Source organism: Aromatoleum tolulyticum, assembly GCF_900156155.1.
Classification (GTDB): Bacteria; Pseudomonadota; Gammaproteobacteria; order Burkholderiales; family Rhodocyclaceae; genus Aromatoleum; species Aromatoleum tolulyticum.
Map to the genome: position 1 here is coordinate 292,336 of NZ_FTMD01000001.1, position 24,742 is coordinate 317,077.

25 protein-coding genes are annotated in these 24,742 nt (G+C 67.7%); 14 read left to right on the plus strand and 11 right to left on the minus strand.

The window, feature by feature from the left end:
* Nucleotides 1-3 precede the first annotated feature (3 nt).
* Together BW991_RS01310 and BW991_RS01315 are read right to left on the minus strand one after the other, a co-directional pair.
* Nucleotides 4-504: a hypothetical protein gene (locus BW991_RS01310; RefSeq protein ID WP_076600527.1), complete on the minus strand. Its 501-nt coding sequence runs from the start codon at nucleotides 502-504 to the stop codon at nucleotides 4-6.
* Nucleotides 505-621: 117 nt separating this feature from the next.
* Nucleotides 622-1,107: a hypothetical protein gene (locus tag BW991_RS01315; RefSeq protein ID WP_076600290.1), complete on the minus strand. Its 486-nt coding sequence runs from the start codon at nucleotides 1,105-1,107 to the stop codon at nucleotides 622-624.
* A gap of 152 nt (nucleotides 1,108-1,259) precedes the next feature.
* On the opposite strand from BW991_RS01315, the gene BW991_RS01320 reads away from it, so the two are divergent.
* The 7 genes from BW991_RS01320 to BW991_RS01350 all read left to right on the plus strand — a co-directional run bounded on the left by BW991_RS01320 (nucleotide 1,260) and on the right by BW991_RS01350 (nucleotide 8,384).
* Complete coding sequence (locus tag BW991_RS01320; protein ID WP_076600291.1) at nucleotides 1,260-2,372, plus strand: branched-chain amino acid ABC transporter substrate-binding protein; 1,113 nt, start codon at nucleotides 1,260-1,262, stop codon at nucleotides 2,370-2,372.
* Between the two features lie 538 nt (nucleotides 2,373-2,910).
* A complete protein-coding gene (locus BW991_RS01325) occupies nucleotides 2,911-4,026 on the plus strand; it encodes a branched-chain amino acid ABC transporter substrate-binding protein (RefSeq protein ID WP_076600292.1) in 1,116 nt (371 codons plus the stop codon).
* Nucleotides 4,027-4,300: 274 nt separating this feature from the next.
* The gene (locus tag BW991_RS01330; protein WP_076600293.1) at nucleotides 4,301-5,233 is read left to right on the plus strand and encodes a branched-chain amino acid ABC transporter permease; all 933 of its coding nucleotides are present in this window, start codon (nucleotides 4,301-4,303) and stop codon (nucleotides 5,231-5,233) included.
* A gap of 18 nt (nucleotides 5,234-5,251) precedes the next feature.
* Nucleotides 5,252-6,352, plus strand: a complete 1,101-nt coding sequence (locus BW991_RS01335; RefSeq protein ID WP_076600294.1) for an ABC transporter permease subunit — start codon at nucleotides 5,252-5,254, stop codon at nucleotides 6,350-6,352.
* A complete protein-coding gene (locus BW991_RS01340) occupies nucleotides 6,349-7,125 on the plus strand; it encodes an ABC transporter ATP-binding protein (RefSeq protein WP_076600295.1) in 777 nt (258 codons plus the stop codon). Before BW991_RS01335 ends, BW991_RS01340 begins: the two co-directional genes overlap by 4 nt.
* Nucleotides 7,115-7,849: an ABC transporter ATP-binding protein gene (locus BW991_RS01345; protein ID WP_076600296.1), complete on the plus strand. Its 735-nt coding sequence runs from the start codon at nucleotides 7,115-7,117 to the stop codon at nucleotides 7,847-7,849. The genes BW991_RS01340 and BW991_RS01345 overlap by 11 nt, the downstream gene beginning before the upstream one ends.
* Before the next feature lie 79 nt (nucleotides 7,850-7,928).
* Nucleotides 7,929-8,384, plus strand: coding sequence for a GFA family protein (locus BW991_RS01350; RefSeq protein ID WP_076600297.1), 456 nt, complete (start codon nucleotides 7,929-7,931; stop codon nucleotides 8,382-8,384).
* A gap of 107 nt (nucleotides 8,385-8,491) precedes the next feature.
* Here BW991_RS01350 and BW991_RS01355 read toward each other — a convergent pair whose 3' ends face one another.
* Entirely contained in the window at nucleotides 8,492-9,130 is a 639-nt protein-coding gene (locus BW991_RS01355; RefSeq protein WP_076600298.1) for a phosphatase PAP2 family protein, read from the minus strand.
* 55 nt (nucleotides 9,131-9,185) lie between these two features.
* Between BW991_RS01355 and BW991_RS01360 the strand changes: the two genes are divergently transcribed.
* The 7 genes from BW991_RS01360 to BW991_RS01390 all read left to right on the plus strand — a co-directional run bounded on the left by BW991_RS01360 (nucleotide 9,186) and on the right by BW991_RS01390 (nucleotide 15,404).
* Complete coding sequence (locus BW991_RS01360; RefSeq protein WP_076600299.1) at nucleotides 9,186-10,016, plus strand: TOMM precursor leader peptide-binding protein; 831 nt, start codon at nucleotides 9,186-9,188, stop codon at nucleotides 10,014-10,016.
* 18 nt (nucleotides 10,017-10,034) lie between these two features.
* Nucleotides 10,035-10,496 carry a hypothetical protein gene (locus tag BW991_RS01365; protein WP_076600300.1) on the plus strand — a complete coding sequence of 154 codons (462 nt, stop codon included), beginning with the start codon at nucleotides 10,035-10,037 and terminating at the stop codon, nucleotides 10,494-10,496.
* Between the two features lie 75 nt (nucleotides 10,497-10,571).
* A complete protein-coding gene (locus tag BW991_RS01370; RefSeq protein ID WP_076600301.1) occupies nucleotides 10,572-11,816 on the plus strand; it encodes a YcaO-like family protein in 1,245 nt (414 codons plus the stop codon).
* A gap of 7 nt (nucleotides 11,817-11,823) precedes the next feature.
* A complete protein-coding gene (locus BW991_RS01375; protein WP_076600302.1) occupies nucleotides 11,824-12,564 on the plus strand; it encodes a nitroreductase family protein in 741 nt (246 codons plus the stop codon).
* 180 nt (nucleotides 12,565-12,744) lie between these two features.
* Nucleotides 12,745-13,224, plus strand: coding sequence for a hypothetical protein (locus BW991_RS01380; RefSeq protein ID WP_076600303.1), 480 nt, complete (start codon nucleotides 12,745-12,747; stop codon nucleotides 13,222-13,224).
* A 132-nt stretch (nucleotides 13,225-13,356) separates the two neighbouring features.
* Entirely contained in the window at nucleotides 13,357-13,935 is a 579-nt protein-coding gene (locus tag BW991_RS01385; RefSeq protein WP_076600304.1) for a metal-dependent hydrolase, read from the plus strand.
* A gap of 62 nt (nucleotides 13,936-13,997) precedes the next feature.
* Nucleotides 13,998-15,404 carry an XAC2610-related protein gene (locus BW991_RS01390; RefSeq protein WP_076600305.1) on the plus strand — a complete coding sequence of 469 codons (1,407 nt, stop codon included), beginning with the start codon at nucleotides 13,998-14,000 and terminating at the stop codon, nucleotides 15,402-15,404.
* A gap of 90 nt (nucleotides 15,405-15,494) precedes the next feature.
* Here the strand turns inward: BW991_RS01390 and BW991_RS01395 are convergent, their stop codons facing one another.
* The 8 genes from BW991_RS01395 to BW991_RS01430 all read right to left on the minus strand — a co-directional run bounded on the left by BW991_RS01395 (nucleotide 15,495) and on the right by BW991_RS01430 (nucleotide 24,742).
* Nucleotides 15,495-16,337, minus strand: a complete 843-nt coding sequence (locus BW991_RS01395) for a fumarylacetoacetate hydrolase family protein (protein WP_076600306.1) — start codon at nucleotides 16,335-16,337, stop codon at nucleotides 15,495-15,497.
* A gap of 4 nt (nucleotides 16,338-16,341) precedes the next feature.
* A complete protein-coding gene (locus BW991_RS01400) occupies nucleotides 16,342-17,196 on the minus strand; it encodes an SDR family NAD(P)-dependent oxidoreductase (RefSeq protein ID WP_076600307.1) in 855 nt (284 codons plus the stop codon).
* Nucleotides 17,141-19,768, minus strand: a complete 2,628-nt coding sequence (locus BW991_RS01405) for a PEP/pyruvate-binding domain-containing protein (protein WP_076600308.1) — start codon at nucleotides 19,766-19,768, stop codon at nucleotides 17,141-17,143. The genes BW991_RS01400 and BW991_RS01405 overlap by 56 nt, the downstream gene beginning before the upstream one ends.
* Nucleotides 19,765-20,742 carry a peptidase U32 family protein gene (locus BW991_RS01410; RefSeq protein WP_076600309.1) on the minus strand — a complete coding sequence of 326 codons (978 nt, stop codon included), beginning with the start codon at nucleotides 20,740-20,742 and terminating at the stop codon, nucleotides 19,765-19,767. Before BW991_RS01410 ends, BW991_RS01405 begins: the two co-directional genes overlap by 4 nt.
* Nucleotides 20,742-21,689 carry an ABC transporter substrate-binding protein gene (locus BW991_RS01415; protein ID WP_076600310.1) on the minus strand — a complete coding sequence of 316 codons (948 nt, stop codon included), beginning with the start codon at nucleotides 21,687-21,689 and terminating at the stop codon, nucleotides 20,742-20,744. Before BW991_RS01415 ends, BW991_RS01410 begins: the two co-directional genes overlap by 1 nt.
* Nucleotides 21,679-22,635 carry a peptidase U32 family protein gene (locus BW991_RS01420; RefSeq protein ID WP_212566843.1) on the minus strand — a complete coding sequence of 319 codons (957 nt, stop codon included), beginning with the start codon at nucleotides 22,633-22,635 and terminating at the stop codon, nucleotides 21,679-21,681. The genes BW991_RS01415 and BW991_RS01420 overlap by 11 nt, the downstream gene beginning before the upstream one ends.
* A gap of 154 nt (nucleotides 22,636-22,789) precedes the next feature.
* A complete protein-coding gene (locus BW991_RS01425; RefSeq protein ID WP_076600311.1) occupies nucleotides 22,790-23,734 on the minus strand; it encodes a peptidase U32 family protein in 945 nt (314 codons plus the stop codon).
* Between the two features lie 15 nt (nucleotides 23,735-23,749).
* Nucleotides 23,750-24,742, minus strand: coding sequence for a peptidase U32 family protein (locus BW991_RS01430; RefSeq protein ID WP_076600312.1), 993 nt, complete (start codon nucleotides 24,740-24,742; stop codon nucleotides 23,750-23,752).

Here is a 24,742-nt window from a genome sequence, read left to right on the forward strand (position 1 = left end):
CGGTCAGGATGCGGCCGTCAAGTGGCGCGGGCGCAGGGGATGGAGCGGCGCGGACGGGAACATCGGGAAACCGCTGCGGCCGCCCATCTCAGGACCGTCGTGCGGGAAGATGTAGGTGCGGCTCGTGCGTACGACCCTGCCGTCGATGAAGTGCACGTTGAAATAGGTGTAGATGCCCGGGCCGTCGTTCTCGATGTTCCAGTCCCACACTTCCTCGCCGCTCAGGCGGAAGAATTCCACCGAGCGATGCGTGCCGAGCAGGCGCGACACCTGCTCGCGCGTCATGCCGCGCTCGACGCGGGTGAGGTTCTCGAAGGCCAGCGCGTTCTGCTGCCGCAGCACCGCCCCCGACGCAGCGACGGTCACCATCAGCGTAACGTGGCCGAAGGGCTGGTTCGAATATTCCAGGGTGCGCGTGCCGTCTTCGTTCTGCCAGTAGCGCACCGGCCGGCCATGCGCCGCAATGGCGTCGGCCTCGGTCGCAAGCGGGCGGGAGCCGGGCATCGTCGCGCAGCTGCCGGCGATCGTCGCGGCTGCGAGCAGCGCGGCGATACGCCCCCATTGCGCGATTGCAGCTGCATGCCTCACTTTCCTCCCCCTCCTTGCCTTACCGTCCTTTCGTCAGCCGCGCTGTTCGACGAAGCGGCTGGTGCGCGCGACACGCGCGTCGTCGTTGAAATGCACCAGGAAGAACACCGGATCGCCCGAAGCCTCCTTGCCGACGCGCCAGCCCCACACCGTTTCCTTCGCGAGCCCGAAGCGCTCGCGCGTGCCCGGCGCGCCGAGGATGCGCCGCACTTCGTCGCCGGTCATGCCTCTTTGGATGCGCCCGAAGTTGTTTTCGTTCAGCACCTGCTCGACCTTGCGCAGCACGTCGTCGCTGCCGATCGTCATCATGAAGCACTCCGTGCCCATGGGCTGGCGCGAATATTCCCACGTCACCGAGCCGTCATCGTTGTGCCATTCCATCTGCGGCGGACCGAAGCGCTGGCGCACGTCGGCGGCCGTCGACACCCCCGGCTCCAGCTCCTTCAGGTTGAAGTGATCGCAGGCAACCAGCCCGAGCGCCGCGAGCAGGCTGCACAGCAGGGTGAAAAAGCGTTTCATCAGGGCGATTCTCCTCACAAGGGGCCGCGGGCGCGCCAAGCGCACCGCATTATGTCGGCACCGCCGGCCGTGGGCTAGAATCGCACCATACCGGGGCGCGGCACAATCGCGAACCGGCCCCTGTCCGCATACAACGCTTCGGAGAACGGTTCATGAAGAAGACCCTGATCGCCCTCGCACTCGCCGCGGCCGGCCTGTCGGCCGCCCACGCGCAGACCGTCATCAAGATCGGCCACGCCGGCCCGCTCACCGGCCCGATCGCCCATATCGGCAAGGATGGAGAAAACGGCGTGCGCCTCGCGATCGAGGACGCCAACGCCAAAGGCATCACGATCGGCGGCCAGAAGGTCAAGTTCGAACTCGTCAGCGAGGACGACCAGGCCGACCCGCGCACCGCGACGACCGTCGCGCAGCGCCTGACCGACAGCGGCGTCAAGGGCGTGGTCGGCCACGTGACCTCGGGCGCTTCGATTCCCGCCTCGCGCATCTACGAGCAGGCCGGCGTGCCGGTCATCACGCCGTCGTCGACGAACCCGAAGCTCACGCAGCAGGGCTACAAGGTCACCTTCCGCGTCATCGCCAACGACCTGCAGCAGGGCGCGGCGATGGCCAAGTACGCGAACAAGCTGGGCGCGAAGAAGGTCGCGATCATCGACGACCGCACCGCCTACGGCCAGGGCCTCGCCGACGCGTTCGCCGAGAGCCTGAAGAAGGAAGGCGTGCAGGTCGTCGGCCGCGAATTCACGAACGACAAGGCCACCGATTTCACCGCGATCCTCACCAAGATCAAGGCCAAGCAGCCCGACGCCGTGTTCTTCGGCGGCATGGACGCGCAGGCCGCGCCGATGCTGCGCCAGATGAAGCAGCTCGGCCTCGGCGCGAAATTCCTCGGCGGCGACGGCGCGTGCACCGGCGAGATGATCAAGCTCGCGGGCGACGCGATGAGCGGCGACGCCTATTGCACGCAGGCCGGCATCCCGATGGACAAGATGCCGGGCGGCGCGCAGTTCAACAAGCGCTTCAAGGAAGTGTACAAGGGCGACGTGCAGCTCTATGCCCCGTACAGCTACGACGCCGCGATGGCGCTGATCGAGGCGATGAAGGCCGCCGGTTCGGCCGAACCGGCCAAGTACCTGCCGGCGCTGCAGAAGCTCGACGTGTCCGGAGTGACCGGCAAGATCGCCTTCGACAAGAACGGCGACATTCGTGACGGCGGCGTGACGCTGTACCGCTTCCAGGGCGGCAAGTGGGAAGCGCTCAACTGACGGCGCGAAGCGCCTGCCGCGCACCACGGCCGTGCGGCGGGCGGCAAGAATGAACCGGATCGGGGCGCTGCGGCGCCCCTTCCTTTTGCCGTCGGGCGGCCGCGGCCCGGCCCCTGGCCCACTGCCGCCCCGAGCAAGCAGCCGGCATTAGGGTTTTCCACAATCTGGCATGACTTGTGCGTTGCACCATGCGTGCAAACACATGGCCGTTCCGTTCGAAACCCGCACCAGCCGACGATCAATTCTTCGCACATACGCCAATGTCATCGTCAGCGGTCGATCCCTGCCACGCCATGCTGCGCTGCAGAAGGCACATTCCGGCACATGACTGTTGCAATTTGCGCATCACGGGCCGTTTTTGGGCAGAATACGCGGACTTTTCAGCCCCCCGGGACCGCTGCGACGCAGCGGTGATAGTCGGGAGCGAACAGAAAAGCGCTATCACGTGCAGCACCCTGACGGCCCTTCGGCGCTCACGAAGGCCAGAAGTGTCGTTCAGGCCTTCAATCTCACGAATCGATCTCGCTGGAGGAGCAACATGAAGCAAACCGTCGTCGCACTCGCGATCCTGGGTATCGGCCTGTCGGTCGCTCAGGCGCAGGAAATGGTCGTCAAGCTGGGCAGCGTCGCCCCCCTGACCGGCACCATCTCCCACCTCGGCAAGGACAACGAGAACGGCGCGCGCCTCGCCGTCGAGGACGCCAATGCCAAAGGTGTCACCATCGGCGGCAAGAAGGTGAAGTTCGAACTGATGGGCGAGGACGACCAGGCCGACCCGCGCACCGGCACCACGGTCGCCCAACGCCTCGTCGATGCCGGCGTGAAGGGCGTCGTCGGCCACCTGAACTCGGGCACCACGATCCCCGCGTCGCGCATCTACAACCAGGCCGGCGTGCCGATGATCTCGCCCTCGGCGACCAACCCGACGCTCACGCGCCAGGGCTACAAGGCGGTGTTCCGCACGATCGCCAACGACGTCCAGCAGGGCGGCGTGCTCGGCAAGTTCATCGTCGGTCCGCTCGCCGCGAAGACCGTCGCGATCATCGACGACCGCACGGCCTACGGCCAGGGTCTCGCCGACGAGACCGAGAAGGCGGTGAAGGCGGGCGGCGGCAAGATCGTCGCGCGCGAATTCACGACCGACAAGGCGACCGACTTCAACGCGATCCTCACCAAGATCCGCGGCGCCAAGCCCGACGTGATCTTCTTCGGCGGCATGGACGCCCAGGGCGGCCCGATGCTGCGCCAGTTGAAGCAGCTCGGCGTCGAAGCCAAGTTCGTCACCGGCGACGGCGGCTGCAGCCCGGAGATGATCAAGCTCGCCGGCGATTCGATCGGCGCCAACGCCTACTGCTCGATGGCGGGCCTGCCGCTCGAGAAGATGCCGGGCGGAGCCGAGTTCCTCAAGCGCTACAAGGCGCGCTTCAACGCCGACGTGCAGATCTATTCGCCCTATGCCTATGACGCGGCAACGGCGATGATCAAGGCGATGCAGACGGCCAATTCGGTCGAACCCGCCAAGTACCTGCCCGAACTGAAGAAGAGCAACTTCCCCGGCGTGACCGGCACGGTGGCCTTCGACGATCTGGGCGACATCAAGGACGGCGCCATCACGATGTACCAGTTCAAGGCCGGCACCTGGTCGGCGATGTAATTCCGACGGTCATTCCGGCCCGCCAGTCTGGATGACCTGAAGCGGGGGTTGCGATCACGCAGCACGATCGCACCCCCTTTTTTGTGACTCTCGCGACATGTAACCCGATGTATTTTCAGCTCTTCTGCGGTCCGGCCGGCACACCCGCGCCGAACCTCATGCGCGCGCGAACGGCGCGTGCGAAACCAGCGTCCGAACGGCGGACCGGCCTCACGACGGCCACCCCGCATCATTCATCCCAGTGCGGCCCGCACCCGACATTCCGAGGGTAAACATGGAAATCTTTCTTCAACAGATCGTGAACGGCCTCGTCGTCGGCAGCGTGTATGCGCTCGTCGCCCTGGGCTACACGATGGTTTACGGCATCCTGGGCCTGATCAACTTCGCCCACGGTGACCTCGTCATGGTCGGCGCGCTCACCGCCTTGCAGACCATGATGTTCCTGATGGGCGTCGCCCCCGGCATGTCGCCGATCGCGATGCTGACCCTGTCGCTGCTCGTCGCCGTCCCGGTGTGCATGCTGCTCGCCTTCACGATGGAGCGCCTCGCCTACCGGCCGCTGCGCAACGCGCCGCGGCTCGCACCGCTGATCACCGCGATCGGCGTGTCCTTCCTGTTGCAGACCCTGGCGATGATCATCTGGGGCCGCAACTACCACACCTTCCCGCAGCTGATCTCGACGACCCCGATCCAGCCGATCGAGGGCGTGTTCATCACGCCTATCCAGATCACGATCATCATCGTCTCCGCGCTCATGATGGCCGGCCTGGTCCTGCTCGTGACCAAGACCAAGCTCGGCCGCGCGATGCGCGCGACCGCCGAGAACCATCGTGTCGCGGCGCTGATGGGGGTCGACACCAACATGATCATCGCGCTGACCTTCGTCCTCGGCGCCGCGCTCGCCGCGGTCGCTGGCGTGATGTTCGCAAGCAACTACGGCATCGCGCACTACGGCATGGGTTTCATGCCCGGCCTGAAGGCCTTCACCGCGGCGGTGCTCGGGGGCATCGGCAACCTCGGAGGAGCGATGCTCGGCGGCATCGTGCTCGGCCTCGTCGAATCCTTCGGCGCCGGCTACATCGAGCAGGCGACCTTCGGCTTCCTCAATTCGTCCTACCAGGACATCTTCGCCTTCATCATCCTCGGCCTCGTACTCATCTTCAAGCCTACCGGCCTGCTGGGTGAACGCGTGTCCGACCGGGCATAACGCGGGAGTGACAAGAACATGAACGAACTCGCACTGGCCGTTCCCTGGCTGGGCAAACGCAACCCGCAGGCCGCGCGCTGGCTCGTGATCGCGATCGCGATCGGCGCGCCGCTCGTCGCGATGATGTTCGGCCGCACCTGGGTGCGCGTGCTCGACTTCGCGCTGCTCTACATCCTGCTGGCGCTGGGCCTGAACCTCGTCGTCGGCTTCGCCGGCCTGCTCGACCTCGGCTACATCGCGTTCTACGCGGTGGGCGCCTACACCGCAGCCTTCCTCGCGTCGCCGCACTTCGACGTGCACCTGCCGATCTGGATCGTACTGCCGCTCGCGGCGTGCTTCGCCGCGACCGCGGGCATCATGCTCGGCTTCCCGGTCTTGCGATTGCGGGGGGATTACCTCGCGATCGTGACGCTGGGCTTCGGCGAGATCGTGCGCATCTTCATGAACAACCTGAACTACCCGATCAACATCACCAACGGGCCGCAGGGGATCAACGCACTCGACCCGATCGCGCTGTTCGGCTGGGATCTGTCGCGCAACATCCAGATCACCGAAGAGCTCGCGGTCAACTCGCTGTTCCTCTACTACTACTTCTTCCTCGCGTGCGTGGTCGGCTCGATCATCTTCATCTCGCGCCTGCAGATCTCGCGCGTCGGCCGCGCCTGGGCCGCGATGCGCGACGACGAGCTCGCCGCCAAGGCGATCGGCATCAACACGCGCAACATGAAGCTGCTGGCGTTCTCGCTCGGCGCGACCTTCGGCGGCGTGTCCGGCGTGCTGTTCGGCACCTTCCAGGGCTTCGTGTCGCCCGAGTCGTTCTCGCTGATGGAGTCGATCGCGGTGCTGACGATGGTCGTGTTCGGCGGCATGGGCAACGTTGCCGGCGCGATCGTCGGCGCGATCATCCTGTCCGCCCTGCCCGAAATCCTCCGCCACCTCGCGGTGCCGGTGCAGCAGGCCCTGTTCGGCCACGTGCTGCTCGACCCCGAAGTGCTGCGCATGCTGCTGCTGTCGCTCGCGATGATCCTGATGATGCTGCTCCGCCCGTCCGGCCTGATCCCAGCCAACGCCAAGTACTCCCACATCCGCTACCTGAAGGCCAAGGGGGTGACCGAATGATCACCCTGCTCGAAGCCCGCAACATCGGCAAGCGCTTCGGCGGCCTGCAGGCGCTCTCCGACGTCTCGCTGACGATCCGCAAGGGCGAGGTGTACGGCCTGATCGGCCCCAACGGCGCCGGCAAGACGACCTTCTTCAACGTGCTGACGGGCGCCTACACGCCCGACGGCGGCGAGTTCGTATTCAACGGCGCGGTACTGCCTTCGGGCAAACCGCATCTGGTGGTCGCGCAGGGTATCGCGCGGACCTTCCAGAACATCCGCCTGTTCCGCGAGCTCTCCGCGCTCGAGAACGTGATGGCGGGCCATCACATCCGCACCAATGCCAGCGTGTGGGGCATCCTCACGCAGAACAGGCATACCGTCGAGGAAGAGCGACTGACCACCGAGCGCGCCTACGAACTGCTCAAGTACGTCGGTATCGAGCGCTTCGCCACCGCGACGGCAAAGAACCTCTCCTACGGTGACCAGCGCCGTCTCGAGATCGCCCGCGCGCTGGCGACGGAACCGCAGCTCCTCGCCCTCGACGAACCGGCCGCGGGCATGAACGCCACCGAGACGGTGCAGCTGAAGAACCTGATCGAGCAGATCCGCGGCGACGGCATCACCGTGCTGCTGATCGAGCACGACGTGAAGCTCGTGATGGGCCTGTGCGACCGCGTCGCCGTGCTCGATTTCGGTCGCAAGATCGCCGAGGACGTCCCGGCCGAGGTGCAGAAGAACGAGGCCGTGATCGGCGCCTACCTTGGCGGAGGCCACAAGCATGCACACTAATCCCACCTCTCCCCTGCTCCAGCTCTCCGGCATGCAGGTCGCCTACGGCGGCATCAAGGCCGTGAAGGGCATCGACCTCGAACTGTACCGCGGCGAGCTCGTGAGCCTGATCGGTGCCAACGGCGCCGGCAAGACGACGACGCTGAACGCCATCGCCGGCAGCCTCAAGATCGCCGGCGGCGAGATCCTCTACGAGGGCGACAAGGTGCACGTGCTGCCCGCGCACAAGCGCCTGCGCCGCGGCATCGCGCTGGTGCCGGAAGGGCGCGGCATCTTCACGCGCCTGACGGTCGAGGAGAACCTGCGCATGGGCGCCTACACGCGCAACGACAAGGCCGTCATCGAACAGGACCTGGAACGCGTGTACACGATGCTGCCGCGCGTGAAGGAACGCCTCGCCCAGGTGGCCGGCACGCTGTCGGGCGGCGAGCAGCAGATGGTCGCGATCGGCCGCGCGCTGCTGTCGCGCCCGAAACTGCTGCTGCTCGACGAACCGTCGATGGGCCTCGCGCCGCTGGTGGTGGAGAAGATCTTCGAGGTCGTGCAGTCGGTCGCCAAGGAAGGGGTGACGATCCTGCTCGTCGAGCAGAACGCAAACCTCGCGCTGGAGTTCTCGCAGCGCGCCTACGTGATGGAATCGGGCAGGATCACGCTGACCGGCACCGGCACGGAACTGCTGACCAACCCCAAGGTGCGCGCCGCCTATCTCGGCGAAGCGGCCTGATCGACCACGTCGCGATGCGACACAACGGGCGGCCGGCGCAATACCGGGCGCCCGTTTTCTTTTCCGGAGGACTCGCGCCATGACGCATGGCACCCTGCACGGCGGCTGCCATTGCGGCAATCTCCGCGTCGACGTCGAGCTGCCGCGCCCGGCGGCGAGTTACTCCCCACGCGCCTGTGACTGCGACTACTGCCGCAAGCACGGCGCGGCTTACGTTTCGGACCCTGCCGGGCGCCTGCACATCGAGGTTCGCGACCTGGCTGCTCTCGGGCGCTACCGGCAGGGGAACGGATTGGCGGAATTCCTGTTCTGCAAGGCCTGCGGCGTGCTCGTCGCGGTGGCGTACGCGGAATCCGGGCATACCTGGGCGACGATCAACCACCTCGCCCTCGAGGCCACGCGGGATTTCGGCGCAGCGACGCCGGTTTCGCCGCGCACGCTGAGCGCTGAGGACAAAGTGGTACGGTGGAAGGCGGTGTGGTTTCCGCAAGTGACCTTCAAGGTATTGGGCATGCTGACGAAAGAGGTCCCGTAATCACTCTCGCCCTGCCGAGGCGCCCGAGACATTTCGGAGGCAGATACTCAGCCACACACCTGTGATCATTCGGCGGCCACGACTGACCAACGGAACTCGCAGCCAGCTCATGCCTGGCGCCTCGGCACCGAAGGGAACAGCAGCACGCACCCCAAGCCCAATCCGAGTCCGGTAATGAGGTCGAAAAGGTAGTGTTGCCAAGTGGTCTGGGTCGACACGGCAATAAGCAGGAACCACGCATGCAGGAGCCAGCGGGGAATGGCTACGATCGAATTCTTGCACAGCAGATCCCACAGAATGAGCAGCGTTGCCGCATGGAGTGACGGCGCGAGGTTGCCTGCCATGTCGAAGGCCTGGAGTTCCTTCCAGAGCACCCCGAGGAATCCGCCGACAGGAGGGAAGACTCTTTCGTTGTGCAATGGAAAGAGCCAAAAGCAGGCGAAGCAGGTGAATTGCGCGGCAAGCAGACGTTTGCAGAACTGCGCCAACTCGATACGGTTCGCACAGAGAAAGAACGACAAGGGGTAGATCACGTTGATGCTCAGGTAGGGAAGCAAGGTCCAGGGCAAAAACGGAACGTTGCGGTCGAACCATGTCTCGGCCCGCCAGGGAAGCGCATTTCCCTGTGCCATTGCGTTGGTCCACCGGTAGCCGACCAGAAAAATCGACCCGAGAACGGCCAGCGCGACCAACGCAGCCCTCCACGGCACGTCCTGCTGCGCCAGTCCGATGTCATTACGTTCCATTTGTCGATATACTCGCGCCCGTCGAATGCCAAATGCGTTTGACCTGGAATGATATATGGATCGCATGATTGCCAACCCCAACTGGACCCTGTTTCTCGAAAAGAATTTGTTGGTCCTTTCGGCGGGTGGAGACGAAACTTACCTGATCGACGACGTCGTCGACCCTGCGCTTGTCCGGCGCATTCACCAGGCGTATCTGTCGGATAACTTGGCGGAGATCGCTGCGGATCCGGCATGCGCCGGGGTTGTCCGCCAGCTCCTTCAGCTCAAGGCCATCCTTCCTGCCCGCGCCCAGCTCGCGCCGCAACGAGTCGGCATCGCCTGGTTGGGCCATCCACTCCCGGCACTGACGGCGAAGCTGGCGAGCGGCAGCGCGACCGAAGAAACACCCCCCTGGCTCCTCACCGAAACCCCATCCGACGCCACGGATATCCTCCTGCTGGTGCGCACCGATGCGGGATGGCAGGAAACCCTTTCGGCATATCGCAACCTGGCGCCGCAAGTGCCGCACCTGTTTGTCGATCTGGCCTATCACCACACGCTGAGCATCGGCCCGTTTGTCGTACCCGGCGAAACCGCATGTCTCGGCTGCTTCGCCAATCGCATCGCCCATCGCTGGGGAGATCCGCCCTTGCCGCGACGCCCGGCGGTCAACGAGGAAATCGACGTTGCCGTTGCCGTCCTGCGCCGTGCAATGCTCGCCGAGGATGCCTCACCCCGCGCGCCACTGGCTTTCGTCGAACGCGTGACCAGTCTCGATCTGGGCACCCTGCGTAGCCAGAGCAGCCGCCTGTTTCAGCTTCCGGACTGCCCGACATGTGGTTCGGAAAACACCGACGCACGACCATTGCCCCTGCCCTGGCTCGGGGCCGACGCAGCGCACTGATCCGAACCGAGGCAAACGATGTACCGTCTTCCCAACCAATTCAAATCCACGGCCAGCCAAGTGCACAGTGCGGCAGGCGGCGGCTCGACGACGACGACCTGCTCCTGCTGTGTCGTCACCGCTGCCGGGGCGAGCATCCTTACCGCCATCCACTTTTCCGGACTCAGGAAGACCGCGGCCGCGACGGCCCCCATTTCCGGCGGCATGGCGCCGCCCGACTCCGGCGCCGCCCCTGCCGGCGACGCCGGACGAATGCTTTCCGGACTGTTCTCGATCCTTATCGCCACAGTCGTCGGCGCGATGTTTGCGTCAGTCGGCGGTTTCGCGCTCGGGGCGATCATGGCCATGGGCACCTTTGTCGGAATATTCGCCCTCGCCTACGAATCGGCAGGCCTTCCCTCCGGGAAGGGCATTGTCAGCGCCATTGCGGCCGTGCTCACGATTGCCATTTGCGCGGCGATCGAGATCTCCCTTTGGTAGGGGGTTGAGATTCCGGCCGAAGCAAGGTTCCGCGCGGCCGAACAAGGGGCTACGCGGACTTCACTTTTTCAGCACATGCTCACCAGCGCTGCATCGCTGCGCTGCGGACTGCTGCTCGAACCGCAGTTCGTCGCGGCGGAGGCCTGCGACTTGCCGGGCCTGTTCAACGTGGCGGTGCCCGAAGACCCGAGCAACCCGTGGCAAACGGTCTCCGGTGCGGTCGGGGTGACCCGTGAGTCGGCCTTGATCGGTGCAATCGCCGAGGGCCTGGAGCGTTATGCCGCAGCCTTCGTGGCGGCCAGGACGCTTCCGCGCTCGGAGATTCCCGCCACTGAACGGCTCGACGAGGGCAGTTTCGCCTGCTTTGCGGACGAGCAGCTCGGCCGGCCCGACTTCCCCTGGGCCACGCAGGCACAGGCCGAGGATCTCTTCGCCGAGGTCTTCAGCTTGCTCGACAACCGTTCGCGTTGGGTGCCGCAAGAGTGGGTGGGACTCGGGCCGCGCACGGGCACGGCGCGCCTGCCGTCGACATCGAGCGGCCTCGCAGCTTTTCGCCCGGTGGAGGGCGGGCCATGGATGGCCATGCTGCGCGCCACCGAAGAACTGCTCGAGCGGGATGCGCTTGCGACAACATGGCTGAACGGCCTGGGTGGCCGGGAGATTCCCCTACCCGCCGCGTGGCGCGAGCAGGTGCAGGCGCGGGGCGGCGAAGCCTACGCCTTCGACATGACCCAGGAGTGGAATCCGCATCCGGTCGTGGCCGTGGCGGGTGGCATTCCCCGGCGCGGCGAGCCGCGCCATTGCCTGGGAATTGCTTGCCGGGCGACACGCGACGAAGCGCTGCAGAAGGCCTGGCTCGAATGGGGGCAGGCACTGACCTTCGCCGGCTTCCTCAAGCGCACCCGGGATGCGGAGCTGCCGCGTCATGCCGCGCAGTTGCGCCGCTTCGATGAGCACGCGGTCTTTTACACCCTGCGCCCCGATCTCTGGTCCAGAACCGCGCTAATCGCCCATCGAGAACCATTCGTTCCGGTCGAGCGGTTCGCCCCGGCTCCTGCTGCTGCGATCGATCAGCTCGATCAACTGGTCCATCAACTGGCAAACAGCGGTGTCGACCTGTATTACCGCGAGCTCACCACGCGCGATGTCGCCGCGGCCGGCTTGCACGTCATCCGCGTGCTTTCACCGCAACTGACCGGACTGCACGCCGACGAGCGCGCGCCCTTCCTCGGTGGCCGCTGCAAGGACGTCCGCTGGCGTTACGGCAATGCCCCCCGCTTCACCGCCTTTCCCAACCCCTTGCCGCATCCCCTAGGGTAATTCGTTCATGACCATCGACGACGCCAGCCCGCTGTTCGAAACGTTCTGGATCAACAGTGAACTGAACGGGACACGGGCCCGCTTGCTGCGCGAGCGCATCGCCGCGGACGCCGCGCTACCGTATGAAGCCCCCGAGCCGGTCTATGCCAGGGCGGAACACCGACTGCCCTCCGTCCGCTCTTCGCTGACGGAAGCCCTTGCGCGACGGCGCAGCGGCCGGGAATTTTCCGCCGCCGCATTGAGCAAGGACGACCTGGCGCACTTGCTTGCGCCCTTCGCCATGCGCCGTGACGGAACGCGCCCCTTGCCCTCCGGCGGCGGGAAATATCCGCTGTGGATCTATGCGGCCTTGCTTGGCGTGGAGGACGCCTCCGAGTTCGCCGGACAGATTTGCTGGTACGACCCCGGAACGCATGGGTTGTCGCCCATCGGCGCTTGTCCGTCCTGGAGCGCGCTGCAAAGCGTGCTCGGAACATCCTGGGATACCGCGCCATCGGCCGTGTTCTTCGCGGTGGCCAAACGTGGGCCAATGACCGCCAAGTACGGCGAGCGCGGGGGCCGCTTCATGCTCATGGAAGCCGGCACTTATCTCGCTGCGCTGTCGCTGGCGGCCGCCGAGCGAGAACTGGCCGCGGTTGCGCTCGGCTCCTTCCTGGACAGGCAAGTCTTGTCCCTGCTCGGCCTGGCGTCAAATGAGCATCTGGCCATGTTCGCCTTCGCCGCCGGCCATCCGAGACCACATCGATGAGCGGATGAACTGATAGCAGACGCGGCACCACAAGATCGATTCCATATGCATGACTCTTGCCCCACGGTTGCGGCGACACCAGCAAGCTCCGCAGCGACGCTCGGACCGAGATCGAACCGGCACATCGAGTGCGTCCGTCGCACGCCCAGTCCTTTGCACTCACTACACGTCCTTCGCAAAATGAAAAATTTCGTCGCCTTGGCGCTGCTATTCCTGGTCAGCGCCACAAGTGCCGCCGACGGCACGTTGCTCGAGCGAGCACTGACTTGCGAACTGCCTGATGAAGCTGTTGGATCGCTACTTGTGACTCTGGGCGCCGAGCACACAGGCTTCGAAAGACCAGTCGCCCGCTATGCGCTACCGACGATCGACATCTACGAACTGGAGGAACCCGTCACCGCGCACGGGTACGCTTCGAGGCAGGTCGCTGTCAGCCCCGGACGAATCCTGCTGGTCGTCCCGATCGATTCCATTGCTACGGTCGCGCGCGATCTGAACCTGAAGGAAGTACCCTTTTCAGGAGCTCGTCGCCCCGTACGGCCATCCGTAACTATCGTTGCACTGCAACTCTCCCACAAGATCATTGCGGACAAGATCCTCGTGGGTTGCGAATACGCCTTTCGGAGCGCGGCGGAATGGTTTCAGCTCGTGGAGCAGTGAGTTCGTACTGGCGTTTCCGGCCTTCGCCCGGACGATGCACCGTTGGGCAAACGTGATGCCTTGCGCCCCCACTCTCCGCGGAATTCATCTGTCTAACGGCGCGCGCCGGCTGAGATCACGAGGGAGTTCCCGATGCCCACAATCTTCACCCATCCAGTCGTACCGCTCGCGATCGGTGCTGCACTTGGCCGCGGGATCATTCCGCCGCGGCTGCTTGCCTGCGGCGCAATCGCCGCGACTCTTCCCGATCTCGACGTGATCGCGTTCCGCCTGGGCATCCCCTACGCCGCAGAGTTCGGACACCGTGGCTTTTCCCACTCGCTGCTGTTCGCCTTGGTCGCCGCACTGCTGGGCGCCTGCTGTTTCCGCTGGCTGCATGCAAGCTTCCCGCGATCCTTCATCTTCCTGCTGACGGCGGTCGGCTCCCACGGCCTGCTCGATACGCTGACCAATGGAGGCCTCGGCATCGCGCTGCTCTGGCCCTGGTCGGGGGAGCGCTACTTCGCACCGTTTCAGCCGATCGAAGTCGCACCGCTCGGGCTCGGGCGGTTTTTCTCTGCAAAGGGAGCGAGCGTATTCCTGTCGGAGCTTCTTTGGGTATGGCTGCCGGCATTTGCGGCTGGAGCGACAGCCCTGCTGGCACGCACCGCAGCCGGCAAGCTCGCGGCGCGATCGGAACAATTTGCGGCTCACGGGAAACGCATCCATTGACCGGACGCGAGACTATTTGAGCAAGCGGTAATTCACGGCCTGCCCACCTGCATGACTACATCATGATTCGCAACATAGCCCACAGCACCCGCACCGTCCTGCACTCGCTGCTCTCCGCGTTGCTCTACTGCGCGCCGGCCGTCAGTGCCGAACCACCCGCCGACTCCACTGCCCCCAGACCGCAGTTGGCCGCCGGACTGTATCGAGTGGCCCCTTTCGACGCCGCGCGAATGAATGAATTCGTACCCGACTGGCTCAAACGCGGGACGCCGGTGGCAGTTCCGTTCGTCGCCGAGACGGACGAACTACGCCATGCGGTGGTCAGCTCCGAGCCATCTTCGGGCGCAGTAGCGGTCATGCTGCTCGCACGCCCTCCCGGCACCCAAGAATCGCTATTGGCGAACACCTCACCTCAGAAACGCCCGGACGACGTGACGAGCGCCGGCCAAGGTCCGCAACCGGGCTGCCAGGTCTGGCGATGGCGCGTCGAGCCGACGCTCTACGCTCCCGATTTGGCTCCGGCCTCATCTTCGGGCTGCACATCGGCTCTGCAATATCAGCTCACCGCGCTCGATGCGTCCTTCGTACTGCAATCCTCCGCCCCGCTTGCAGGACAGATTTCGATGAATGTCGAGCAGAGCGTCGCACTCTCCCAGTTCAATCTAGTGGAGCGGCGCGCCTACGCCGACATCCTCTACCTTCCGCGCTCCGTTGCCTTGCGAGTGTATCCGTCGTCAGATGCGGCCTTGTCCCACGTGCGCCCGGAATTACCGGCAGGGAGCTACGTCGCGTTGCGCTCCGGCTCCGGTTCGGAATCGCCCGAGTGGCTGCACGTGGACTTCCTCGCGCCAGACGGCGAGGCGACGTCCGGCTGGCTGGAGTCCCTCGATGTGATTCCCGGGCGCCGCGTGAATCAGCAGCAGCAAACGCACGATCATCGCTTCGAGGTCGTGGTGTCCGACGACGACGATGCCGGCGACGGATACCTGTCTTGGCAGGGCATCCTGGCAGTACACAAGAAGACCGGGATGAAGCACATCCTGCCTGGCAGCGGGGAAGGTCGCCTGGGCCCCTCCGAACGTTTACTCACGGTGGTTGACGCCAACTTCGACGGTCACCCAGACATCATGATCGGAGCAACGGACGGCGGGGCAGGCCCGAACAGCAGCAGTGCCTTCTATCTCTTCGATCCGGCGACGCAGCGCTTCGTCTACCACGATGGACTGTCGATGCTCACGCAGGTGCAGATCGACCCGAGGCGAAAGACCATCTCCAGCGCTTCGCGCAACAGCTGCTGCAGTCACTCTTCGAGCACCTACCGATTTATCCGCGGAGAACTGCTCGAAATCGCGAATTTGGACGAGTCCCTTTCTACAGACGGAAAGTGGACCGTCACCACAAGCTGCGCCCTGCGTGGCAAAGAACTCGTCTGCAGGCAGCGGCGCAACAGGGTGCGGCTGCCGCGCTAGGATAACCGGCCGTTTGGTGCGCGGACGAATGAATACGGGATCGCCCGAGCTTAGAGGCGCCTTAGGTCAAACGCGGGACTGGCCACGCAATCATGCTTGTCTCGCCACCCGCGAGCGCTGCATCCCCAAGCCTGCGATTGAGAGCTGCATCGTCTGGCCCGGCCGCAGGTAGTGCGGCGGCGATTGCAGGAATCCGCTGCCGGGGGGCGTGCCGGTGAGGAGGACGTCGCCGGGATGGAGGGTCACGTAGCGGCTGGCGCAGGCGACCAGCTCGGCGCAGGTGAACAGCATGTCGGCGGTGTTCGACGCTTGCATGAGCTCGCCGTCGACGGAGAGACGGAGGTCCAGCGCCTGCGGGTCGGGCACTTCGTCGCGGGTGACGAGCCAGGGGCCGAGCGGGCAGAAGGTATCGCAGCTCTTGCCCTTGTCCCACGTCGGGCCGCGGTCGAACTGGAAGCCGCGCTCGGAGACGTCGTTGGCGATGCAGTAGCCGGCGACGTGGTCAAGCGCGCGGGCGGCGGGCACGGCGCGCGCGTGGCGGCCGATCACCAGTGCGAGCTCGACTTCCCAGTCGCCGCGGGTGGCGCCCGGCGGCAGGCGCACGGCGTCGCGCGCGCCGCATAGCGCGGAAGGGGCCTTGAGGAACAGGATGGGTTCGTCCGGCAGGGTGTGGCCCGCCGCGGCGTGCGCGCGGTAATTGAGACCGGCGGCGACGATCTTGCCGACGCCTGCGACGGGCACGCCGAGGCGCGGGCGGCCCGGCACCGCGGGGAGCGCGCCGGCATCGAGGCGGCGCAGCGCGGCGAGCGCCTTCGGTGCGAGTGTGGCGGGGCCGATGTCCGGGACGTGCGCGGCGAGGTCGCGCAGCACGCCGTCAGCGTCGATCAGCCCCGGACGTTCGCGGCCGCGGCGGCCGTAGCGGACGAGCTTCATGCGTTCACGCCGGCCAGGTGTGGCTGCCGCCGGCGTTCATCGCGAGGTTGCCGCCGTCGACCGGCAGCAGCACGCCGTTGACGGCGTGGGCGGCGTCGGAAGCGAGGAAGATGGCCGGGCCGACGTAGTCCTCCGGTTCGAGCAGGCGCCCCTGCGGCAGCCCGGCGAGGATGCGCGGCAGGACGTGGTCGCGGAAGCGCGGGTTGTCGAGGTGGCCGCGCAGCCCGGGCGTGAGGGTCTGCGCCGGGAGGATGGCGTTCACACGGATGCCCGCCCCGGCGTATTCGACGGCGAGCTCGCGCGTCATCTGGTGCACCGCGGCCTTGGTGCACCCGTAGGGCAGCGCGCCGCGCCCGAGCGCGGATTCCCCCGCGTTGGAGCCGATGTTGATGATGCTGCCCTGCCCCGCCGGCAGCATGCGGCGCAGCGCGGCCTGGCAGCACAGGAAATAGCCGGTGAGATTCACGGCGAGCATGCGCTCCCAGTCGGCGGCGGCCAGCTCGTGCGGACGCACGCGCGCGGGGAAGGCGAAGGGCACGTTGACGAGGATGTCGAGACGGCCGATGTCGTCGTCGATCGCGACGAACAGCCCGTCGACGGCGGCGGAGTCGGCGATGTCGACGACGTGCGCGAGCGGCGCAGGTCCGATCGTCGCGAGTTCGCGTGCGGTCTGCGCGAGACCGTCGGCGTCAATGTCGGCGATCGCCACGCGGGCGCCGGCGCGCGCGAGGCCGAGTGCCAGCGCGTGGCCGATGCCGCCGTTGGCGCCGGCGCCGGTGACGAGCGCGACGCGGCCGTCGAGGTCAAACCGCGGCGAATTGTTCCGGGAGTTGGGCGGCGGGGTCGTGGAGGGATTCATCACTGTGACTTCCGGTGGAGGATTCGAGCAGGGCGACGCGGCCGCTGGCGCCGTCGAGGACGACGCGCGCGCCGTCGGCGATCAGGCGTGTCGCGTCGGGCAGCGCGACCGCGGGGATGCCGGCCTCGCGCGCCTGGCAGGCGCTGTGGGCGAGGAGCCCGCCGACTTCGACGACGAGTCCCGCGACGATGCGAAAGAGCGGCGTGACGCCGAGATTGGCGGCGCGCAGCACGAGGATCTCGTCGCCGCGCCAGCCCTCCATAGGCACCGGCTCGCCGGGGGCGAACACGCGGGCGACGCCGCAGACCTTGCCGGGCGACAGCGGTGCGCCGCTCCAGGCGCCCCCCTCCGCGCCATCGCCGGCGCGCGCCGTCGGCACGCCGAGGGCGTCGAGGCGCGCGCCGAACACGACGGCCGGGACGCAGTGGAGGCGCGCGGCGAGACGCGCCATCGCATGCTCGGCAGCACGCCGCTCGGCACGTCGGCGCAGGGCTGCGGGGCCGCGCAGCGCGGCAGGCAGTTCGCGCGTGTGGAGGTGGAAGATCAGCGCCGCGGGCCAGTCGAGGTGCGCGGCGAGGTGCAGTGCGGCGCTGCGGATCAGCGCATGGACGGCGGTGTAATGGTGCTTGATCGTCTCGCGCAGCGGCAGAAAGTGCTGCGCGAAGGCGAGCGCCTCGAAGAGGGCCGCACGCGCGGCCTCGTCGACGCCGGCGGCGGTGAGGCGCTCCCCGAGTTCCGCCTCGGCGGCGCGGCGGGCGGCCTGCTGGCGCGCGAATTCGGCCGCCGGCCGGCGGCCGCTGGTGCGCAGGTTCGCGAGCAACTCGTCGAGGCGGGCAGGATCCTCGGCGAGCCGCGGCTCAGCGAGTTCGAGTTCGTTGTCGGCGCAGTGGCCGTAGGCGGCGAGGTAATCGGCGCGGCTGCGGCGCCCCCCGGCGACGTCCTCCAGCCACAGCGCCTGGCACGTGATCAGGCTGCCGGGCAGGCCGGACAGCAGGCGCGCGCACAGCGCCTCGCTGTCCGATCCGAACAGGGCTTCGAGCGTGCGGCGGACCTCGGCCGCGAAGTGGAAACCGAGCCGGGCGGCGATGACGAACTCGACGCAGGGCCCGGTGCGCAGGAAGCGTACGAGGTCCGACACGGCGGCGACCACGCGGCGGGGATCGCCCGACGCGACGGCTTGCGCGAGCGCCGCCGGCACGCCGAGGCGCGGAGCGACCTGCGATTCGTAGCGCGCGAGGTAGTCGCGTGCCGCCGCGCGCATGCCGCGCTCGAAACGCGCCCGCGCGGCGGCGGCGGGGGCGTCGAGGGGAAGCCGGCCGTACAGGCGCACTTCGGGGTAGTTCGCGAGCGCGGGGTCGGCCGCGACGCGGTCGAGGTAGTCGTCCACCGGCGGCTCCGCGCCGTCGCAAAAAGTTGCCGCGTCGACTTCGAGGTTGAAGCAGAGCTGCCCGGCCACCAGCTCGTAGAGGTGATCGACGCAGCGCGGATCGAAGCGGTATCCGAGGCGCCGGCGCCCGGTGACGATTGCGCCGCGGCGGCCGGCGAAGATGTCGCGGAACAGGCCGAAACTCATCGTCGTCGGCGTCGGCAGCAGTTCGCCGACGTTGCCGTTGCTGAGCACGAGCTGGCTGCCGTGCAGCACGCCGCGCTGGCGCAGGTCGGCGAACTTGCGCGCGAGGCGCCGCCGCTCGCCGGCGAGGTAGCTTTCCAGCCCCGCGCCGCCGGCCGTGCTCGCGGCGACGAGCGGGCGCGCCTGCAGCAGCCACACGCCGCACAGGTCGACGGCGAACTCGACATCCTGCGGGCCGCCGAAGAAGGCTTCGGCGCGTAGCGCGAGCAGTGCGATCTCGCGCGCCTCGGCGGGCGTCAGGCAGGCGACGCGCGCGCGCTGCGGACGCACCGGATGCGGGCCGTCGACGGCGAGCGCCTCGCGCTTGTCGCCGATGCGCTTGCGCAGCAGGCGGCCGGCGTGGGACAGGACGAAGCTGTCGCCGACGTGCTGCCCCGCGGCGAGCGGTTCCGCCAGTCCCCATACGGCATCGACGTGCACCTCACGGCGCTGCGTGTCGAGCGGCGCGCGCGTATAGGCGATGCCGGCGGCGACCGCCGGGACGAGGCGCTGCACGAGGATCGCCAGCGCCGCATCGGCATGCCCCAGCCGCGCGCGGTACTCGACTGCAGCCGGTTCGGCCCACGAGGCGATGCAGCGTTCCAGCGCGGCGAGCAGCGCCGCCTCGCCGTGCACGCCGAGTTCGGTGGCATACACGCCGGCATAGCTCGCACCCTCGCCGTCCTCCTCGATCGCGGAGCTGCGCACCGCGACGCGCCCGCCGAGGGCGCGATAGGCCGCCAGCAGCGCCGCACATACCGCTTCGCGCCCTTCCCCGCCCTCGCGCCATGCTGCGATCGCCGCCGCGGTGACGCAGAAACCGGGGCTCACCGGGAAGTCGGCCGCGAGCAGCAGGCCCTGCCGCAGTGCCTTGTTGCCCACGGCGCGGGCGTCCCCCGGCGTGAGCGCGGCGAGGTCGCGGATCCAGTCCGACGACGGCGGCGCGCCTGCCGCAGCTGTCACGCCGCGACCCCGGCGCGGATCGCGCGCCCCGCCCGTTCCGCCCCGCGGATGCGCGAGTCGTCGCGGTTGTCGCGCTCGCCGCTCCAGCGGTCCTTGAGCTCCAGCCACTCCGGCGCGAAGCCTTCGATGCGTTCGCCGCGCAGCGCCGCGTCGATCACGCGCCGGTAGAAGCCGACGATGTCCGCGACGAGCGGGGCGGTGCGCTCGCGGCCGGGAATCTTGAAGCGTTCGACGCCCATCGCGACGTATTCCGGCACTTCCCACAGCAGCAGTTCGGGGCTGCTCTTCAGGCGCGGCGAGTCGGGATGGCGGCGATCGCCGGCGGTGAGCGACCACTCGCCGCGACAGATGCGGTAGCAGCTGCCGCCGCGCGCCGCCGAGCCGAGGTAGATATCCTTGTCGTCGTCACCGCGCAGGTGCTTCACGTGGAAGTAGCTGCTCGAGTAGCAACGCCCCGGGCAGATGCGCCCGCGATGCGGGTTCTGGAACAGGAAGGCTTCGAGCTTCATCGGGCTCGCGGCGCGGATCTGCGCGGCCTCTTCCACGCCCCAGCGGTAGGGCAGCACGACGTAGTCCGCTCCCAGCTCGTCGTAGAAGCGCACGTCCTCGACGTTGAACACGCCGGCGGTGACGCTGACGTGGATGTCCAGGTCGGGATGCGCGCGGCGCACCAGCGGGATCAGGCCGGGGTCGCACACCATCACGCCGCTCACGCCGATCTTCGCGAAGCTCGCGACGCGGTCGAGGAACAGGCCGACCTCGCCGGGCGCGGGCATCACGTTGATCGCGACGCGCACGTCCTTGCCGTCGCGCGCGGCCTCGGCGACCAGTTCGGCGATCGCGCCGTCGTCGAGCTCGTCGGTGGCCGGACGGCGGCTCCAGCCGCGCGGACCGACGTAGACGGAGTCGGCGCCGCGCGCGAGCGACGCGAAGGCCATTTCGAGGCTGCCACCGGGAGCCATCAGGATCGTCATCATTCACCTCGGGGATGGAGACCGGCGGCGAGGAGGCCGGCCGGCAGTGCATGTCGGGGAGCGCCGGGCGGCGCCATCAGGTCGGCGAGCTCCTGCAGCCGCGCGGCCATGTGCGGCGCCCACGGGAGGCCGACGCGCGCGAGCCACTTGCGGCGCAGCACGGCGCCGGCCCAGCTGCCCGCCGGCACGCCGGCGACGCGCGACCACAGACCGGGATCGGTGCGCAGGCGCAGCGCCGCCGCGGCCGCCGAGTGGACGAATCCGTGCAGCAAAGCGGGCGCCGAGCGCGACAGCGCCTCGTGGCAGACGAAGAAGCTCGTCGGCACCTGCGGCCGCGGGACGGGAATCGCCGCGAGCAGCGCGGCCAGGTCGCACACCTCGCGGAACGCACCGCCCGCGACAAGTGCGGGCACCTGGTGCCAGTACAGCAGCGCCGCGTCGAGCGCGCCACCGCACAGGGCGTCGTGCAGGGCGCTCTTCGAACCGGCGGCGATGCAATGCGACGCTTCAGCCGGGTCGAAGCCGTGACGTAGCCGGCACGCGGCGCGCAGCAGCAGCCAGTTCTTGTCCTGCGCATGGACGACGCCGATGCGCATTCCCGGCAGGTCCGCGAGACCGCGCAGCGCGCTTCCGCGCGGCACGACGAGGCCGCCGAAGATCGCGCCGTAGGGCGCGGCCGCCACCAGCGGCAGGCCGGCGGCGCGATGGCGCGCGAGCGACAGCCAGTCGGTGTCGATGAGGTCGACCTCGCCGTCGATCAGGCGCGCCTCGGTCGCGTGGCGCTCGCCGCGCATGCGGTCGTCGCCCAGCTGCAGCGCGAGGCGGTAGCCGTTGGCCTCGTCGAGGCCGCAGGCGACGATCGCGCGCATCAGCCAGGCGCCGCTGCCGGTCGCCTCGAAGGCGCCCCGCAGCGTGGGGAGCGCGCCGTGCGACGTGTCAGCCGACATACGCAGCGGCCCGGTCCATCAGCGTCTCGACGCGCTTGGATTTTTCCCGCACCCAGCGCCCGCGCAGCTCCGCGAGTTCAGCGGCGTGGTGATCGAGATCGGTCGCCCCCGCGACGACCTCGTCGATCGCCCGGCGGTAGAAGCGCACCAGGTCGCGGATCATCCCGACCGGCCGCTCGCGCCCCGACAGCTTGAAGCAGGTGACGCCGGCGGCGACGAAGCCCGGCAGCTGCGCGAGCATCAGGCGCGCGTCGCGGCGCAGCTTGATCTCGACCGGGTCCGCGCCCGCCGCGCCGAACTCCCAGTTCGCCTGGCACACACGGTAGCACTCCTTCGCGCCGCGGTTCGCGCTGCCGTGGAAGTCGCGGCTGCCCTCGACCTCCAGCCAGTCGCGGAAACGCAGGTAGCTGCTCATGATGCATTTGCCCGGGCACAGCTTGCCGGTCTGCACCGTCTCGAACAGGAAGGTCTCCAGCCCGATGTCGCTCGCGCGCCGCACCGATTCGATCTCGGCGACGTCCCAGCGGTAGGGCAGGATGATCACGTCGGCGCCGGCGTCGCGGTAGAAGGCGGCGTCGGCGAGGTTGCTGATGCCGCTGCCGATGCTGACATGCAGCACCGTGTCCGGGATCTCGCGGCGCAGCGCGCGCATCAGGCCGATGTCGGTGACGATGAAGCCGGACGCGCCGTCCGCCGCGTAACGCACGGCCTTGTCGACGAAGCGGCCGAAGTCGTACGGCGTCGGGAAGGTGTTGAGCACAACGCGCAGCTCCGCGCCGCCCGCCCGCGCATAGGCGGCCGCCTCGCGGATCGCGTCATCGCTCATCTCGGACTCGTAGGGGCGGCGCGAGAAGCCGAGCGGGCCGACGTAGATGATGTCGGCGCCCTCGTCGACCGCCGCGCGCGCCATCTCCAGCGAGCCGGCCGGGGCGAGCAGCTTGGGCATGATCAGGCCTCCCGCCGGGCCGCCCCAAGGGGGGCAAGCGTTCCCTTGGGGGGGTGAGGCAGGGGTTTCGCGGCGCATGGCGCCGTGCCTGCCGAACGGGCCGGTTGTGAAAAACCGGCCCTCCGCGAACAAAATGAGCGTGGGGGCATCATGGTCAATTCCGCCCGATGTAGCGCTGGCCCGCGCCTTCGAAGTAATAGCCGTTGCACAGCCCTTCGCGCGCGAGGCCCGCGAGCGTATCGAGCGCGGGCGCGAAATCGGGTGCCGCCTCGCCGGCGAAGGCCCGCGTCAGCGCGTCGCGGTAGATGCGCCCCACCGCCGCCGCGTAGCCCGGCGCCTCGCCCTTGTTATGCACGTAGAAGTGCTTCAGGCCCATGTCCGCGAGCCGGCCGCCGTGCTCGACCATGCACAGGTCCTTGCCCGACAGCGTCATGCGGCCGGTGTCCTTCAGCGACCAGTCGGCGCGGCTGCCGTCGCCCCGGCCGCGCTTGAGCCAATGGTCCTGCGTGCATTGGTAGGAACAGCTGCCGTCACCGCATGCGCCCTCCGCGCCGTCCTCGCTGTGCTCGAGGATGAAGCAGGTCTCCGAGATCACCAGCGGGATCTTGCCGTGCACCGGCACCAGCACCTCGACGTCGGCGTGCTCGGCGATGTAGCGCACCTCGTCGAGCGACAGCTCAGGATTCGGATACACGCGCGTGACGCCGAAGTCCTTGAGCACCTTCGCGGTCTCGTGCGTGTACAGGTTGCCGAACACGCCGAGGTGGATCGGCGCCGTGCAGCTGCGTTCGCGCAGCATGCGCAGGACGCCCAGGTTATGCACCTCCAGCGCGTCGAACGGGAGCTGGAGCGCGGTGTCGATGACGTCGCCGACCCACGCGAGGTCGTCGTTGCCGGGCACCGCGTACAGGCGCAGGTAGGCCTTCTGCCCGCGCGCATGCACGTGCTGCAGCCCGGCTTCGAGCAGGTCCGCGTGCGAGCTGAAGTTGTTGGGATACTCGGGGCAGGAAAAGTCGCCGAGGTAGATCGCGTCGTAGGCCGAGAAATCGCCCTCGCGCAGTTCCTTGAGGTTGCCGACGTCGGTCGAGAGTTCGAACATGGTGTGTCTCCTTGCTTATTGGGTCACGGCCGGGGCTTCGGCGGAAACGCGTGCGGATTCGTCGATCGCCTGGCGCAGCAAGCGGTTGTCGCGCCTGTTGCGCTCGGTCATCCAGCGTCCGCGCAGGGTCTCCAGCTCGGATGCGAATGCGCTCAGGTCGGGGCGATCCGTTTCGAGGATGGCGTCGACCGCGCGCCGGTACACGCGCACGATGTCGCGCACCAGCACCGCCGAACGGTCGCGCCCGGGCACCTTGAGGCAGTCGACGCCGGCGGCGAGGTAGTCCGGCAGCTCCTCCAGCCACAGCGCCGGGTTGGTCTTGATCGTCATCGGCATGCGGTAATCGATGTCGTCGACGTTGAAGTTCCACTCCGTCTGGCACACGCGCAGGCAGTCGCCGCCGCGCGAGGCGGAGCCGAAGAAGTGGTCCTTGCCCTCGGTGTCGAGCCAGCGGCGGAAGCTGAAGTAGCTGCTCATGTTGCATTTGCCGGGGCAGATCTTGCCGCCGGAGGGCGTCTTGAACAGGAAGACCTCGATGCCGACCTTGCCCGCGCCCTTGATCTGGCGGATCTCCTCCACCGACAGGCGGTAAGGCAGCACCACGTAGTCGGCGCCGAGTTCGCGCAGGAAGCGCACGTCCTCGTAATTGGTGATGCCGCAGCCGACGCTGGTGTGCACATTCACGTGCGGCAGGCGCTCCTTCACCAGCCGCATCGCACCGAGGTCGCTGATCATGAAGCCCTGCGCGCCCCAGCCCGCGTAGCGCTCGACGCGCTCGACGAACATCGGCAGCTCGGTCGAGCTCGGCAGCGTGTTCACGACCACGCGCACCTCCTTGCCCCGCGCCAGCGCGTAGTCGATCGTGTGGCGGATTTCGTCGTCGTTGAGCTCGTCCTGCGCACCGCGCCGGCTCCAGCCGACCACTCCGACATATACCGCGTCAGCCCCCTCATCGAGCACCGTCTTCGCCATCTCCAGCGTGCCGCCGGGGGCCATCATCATCACCAT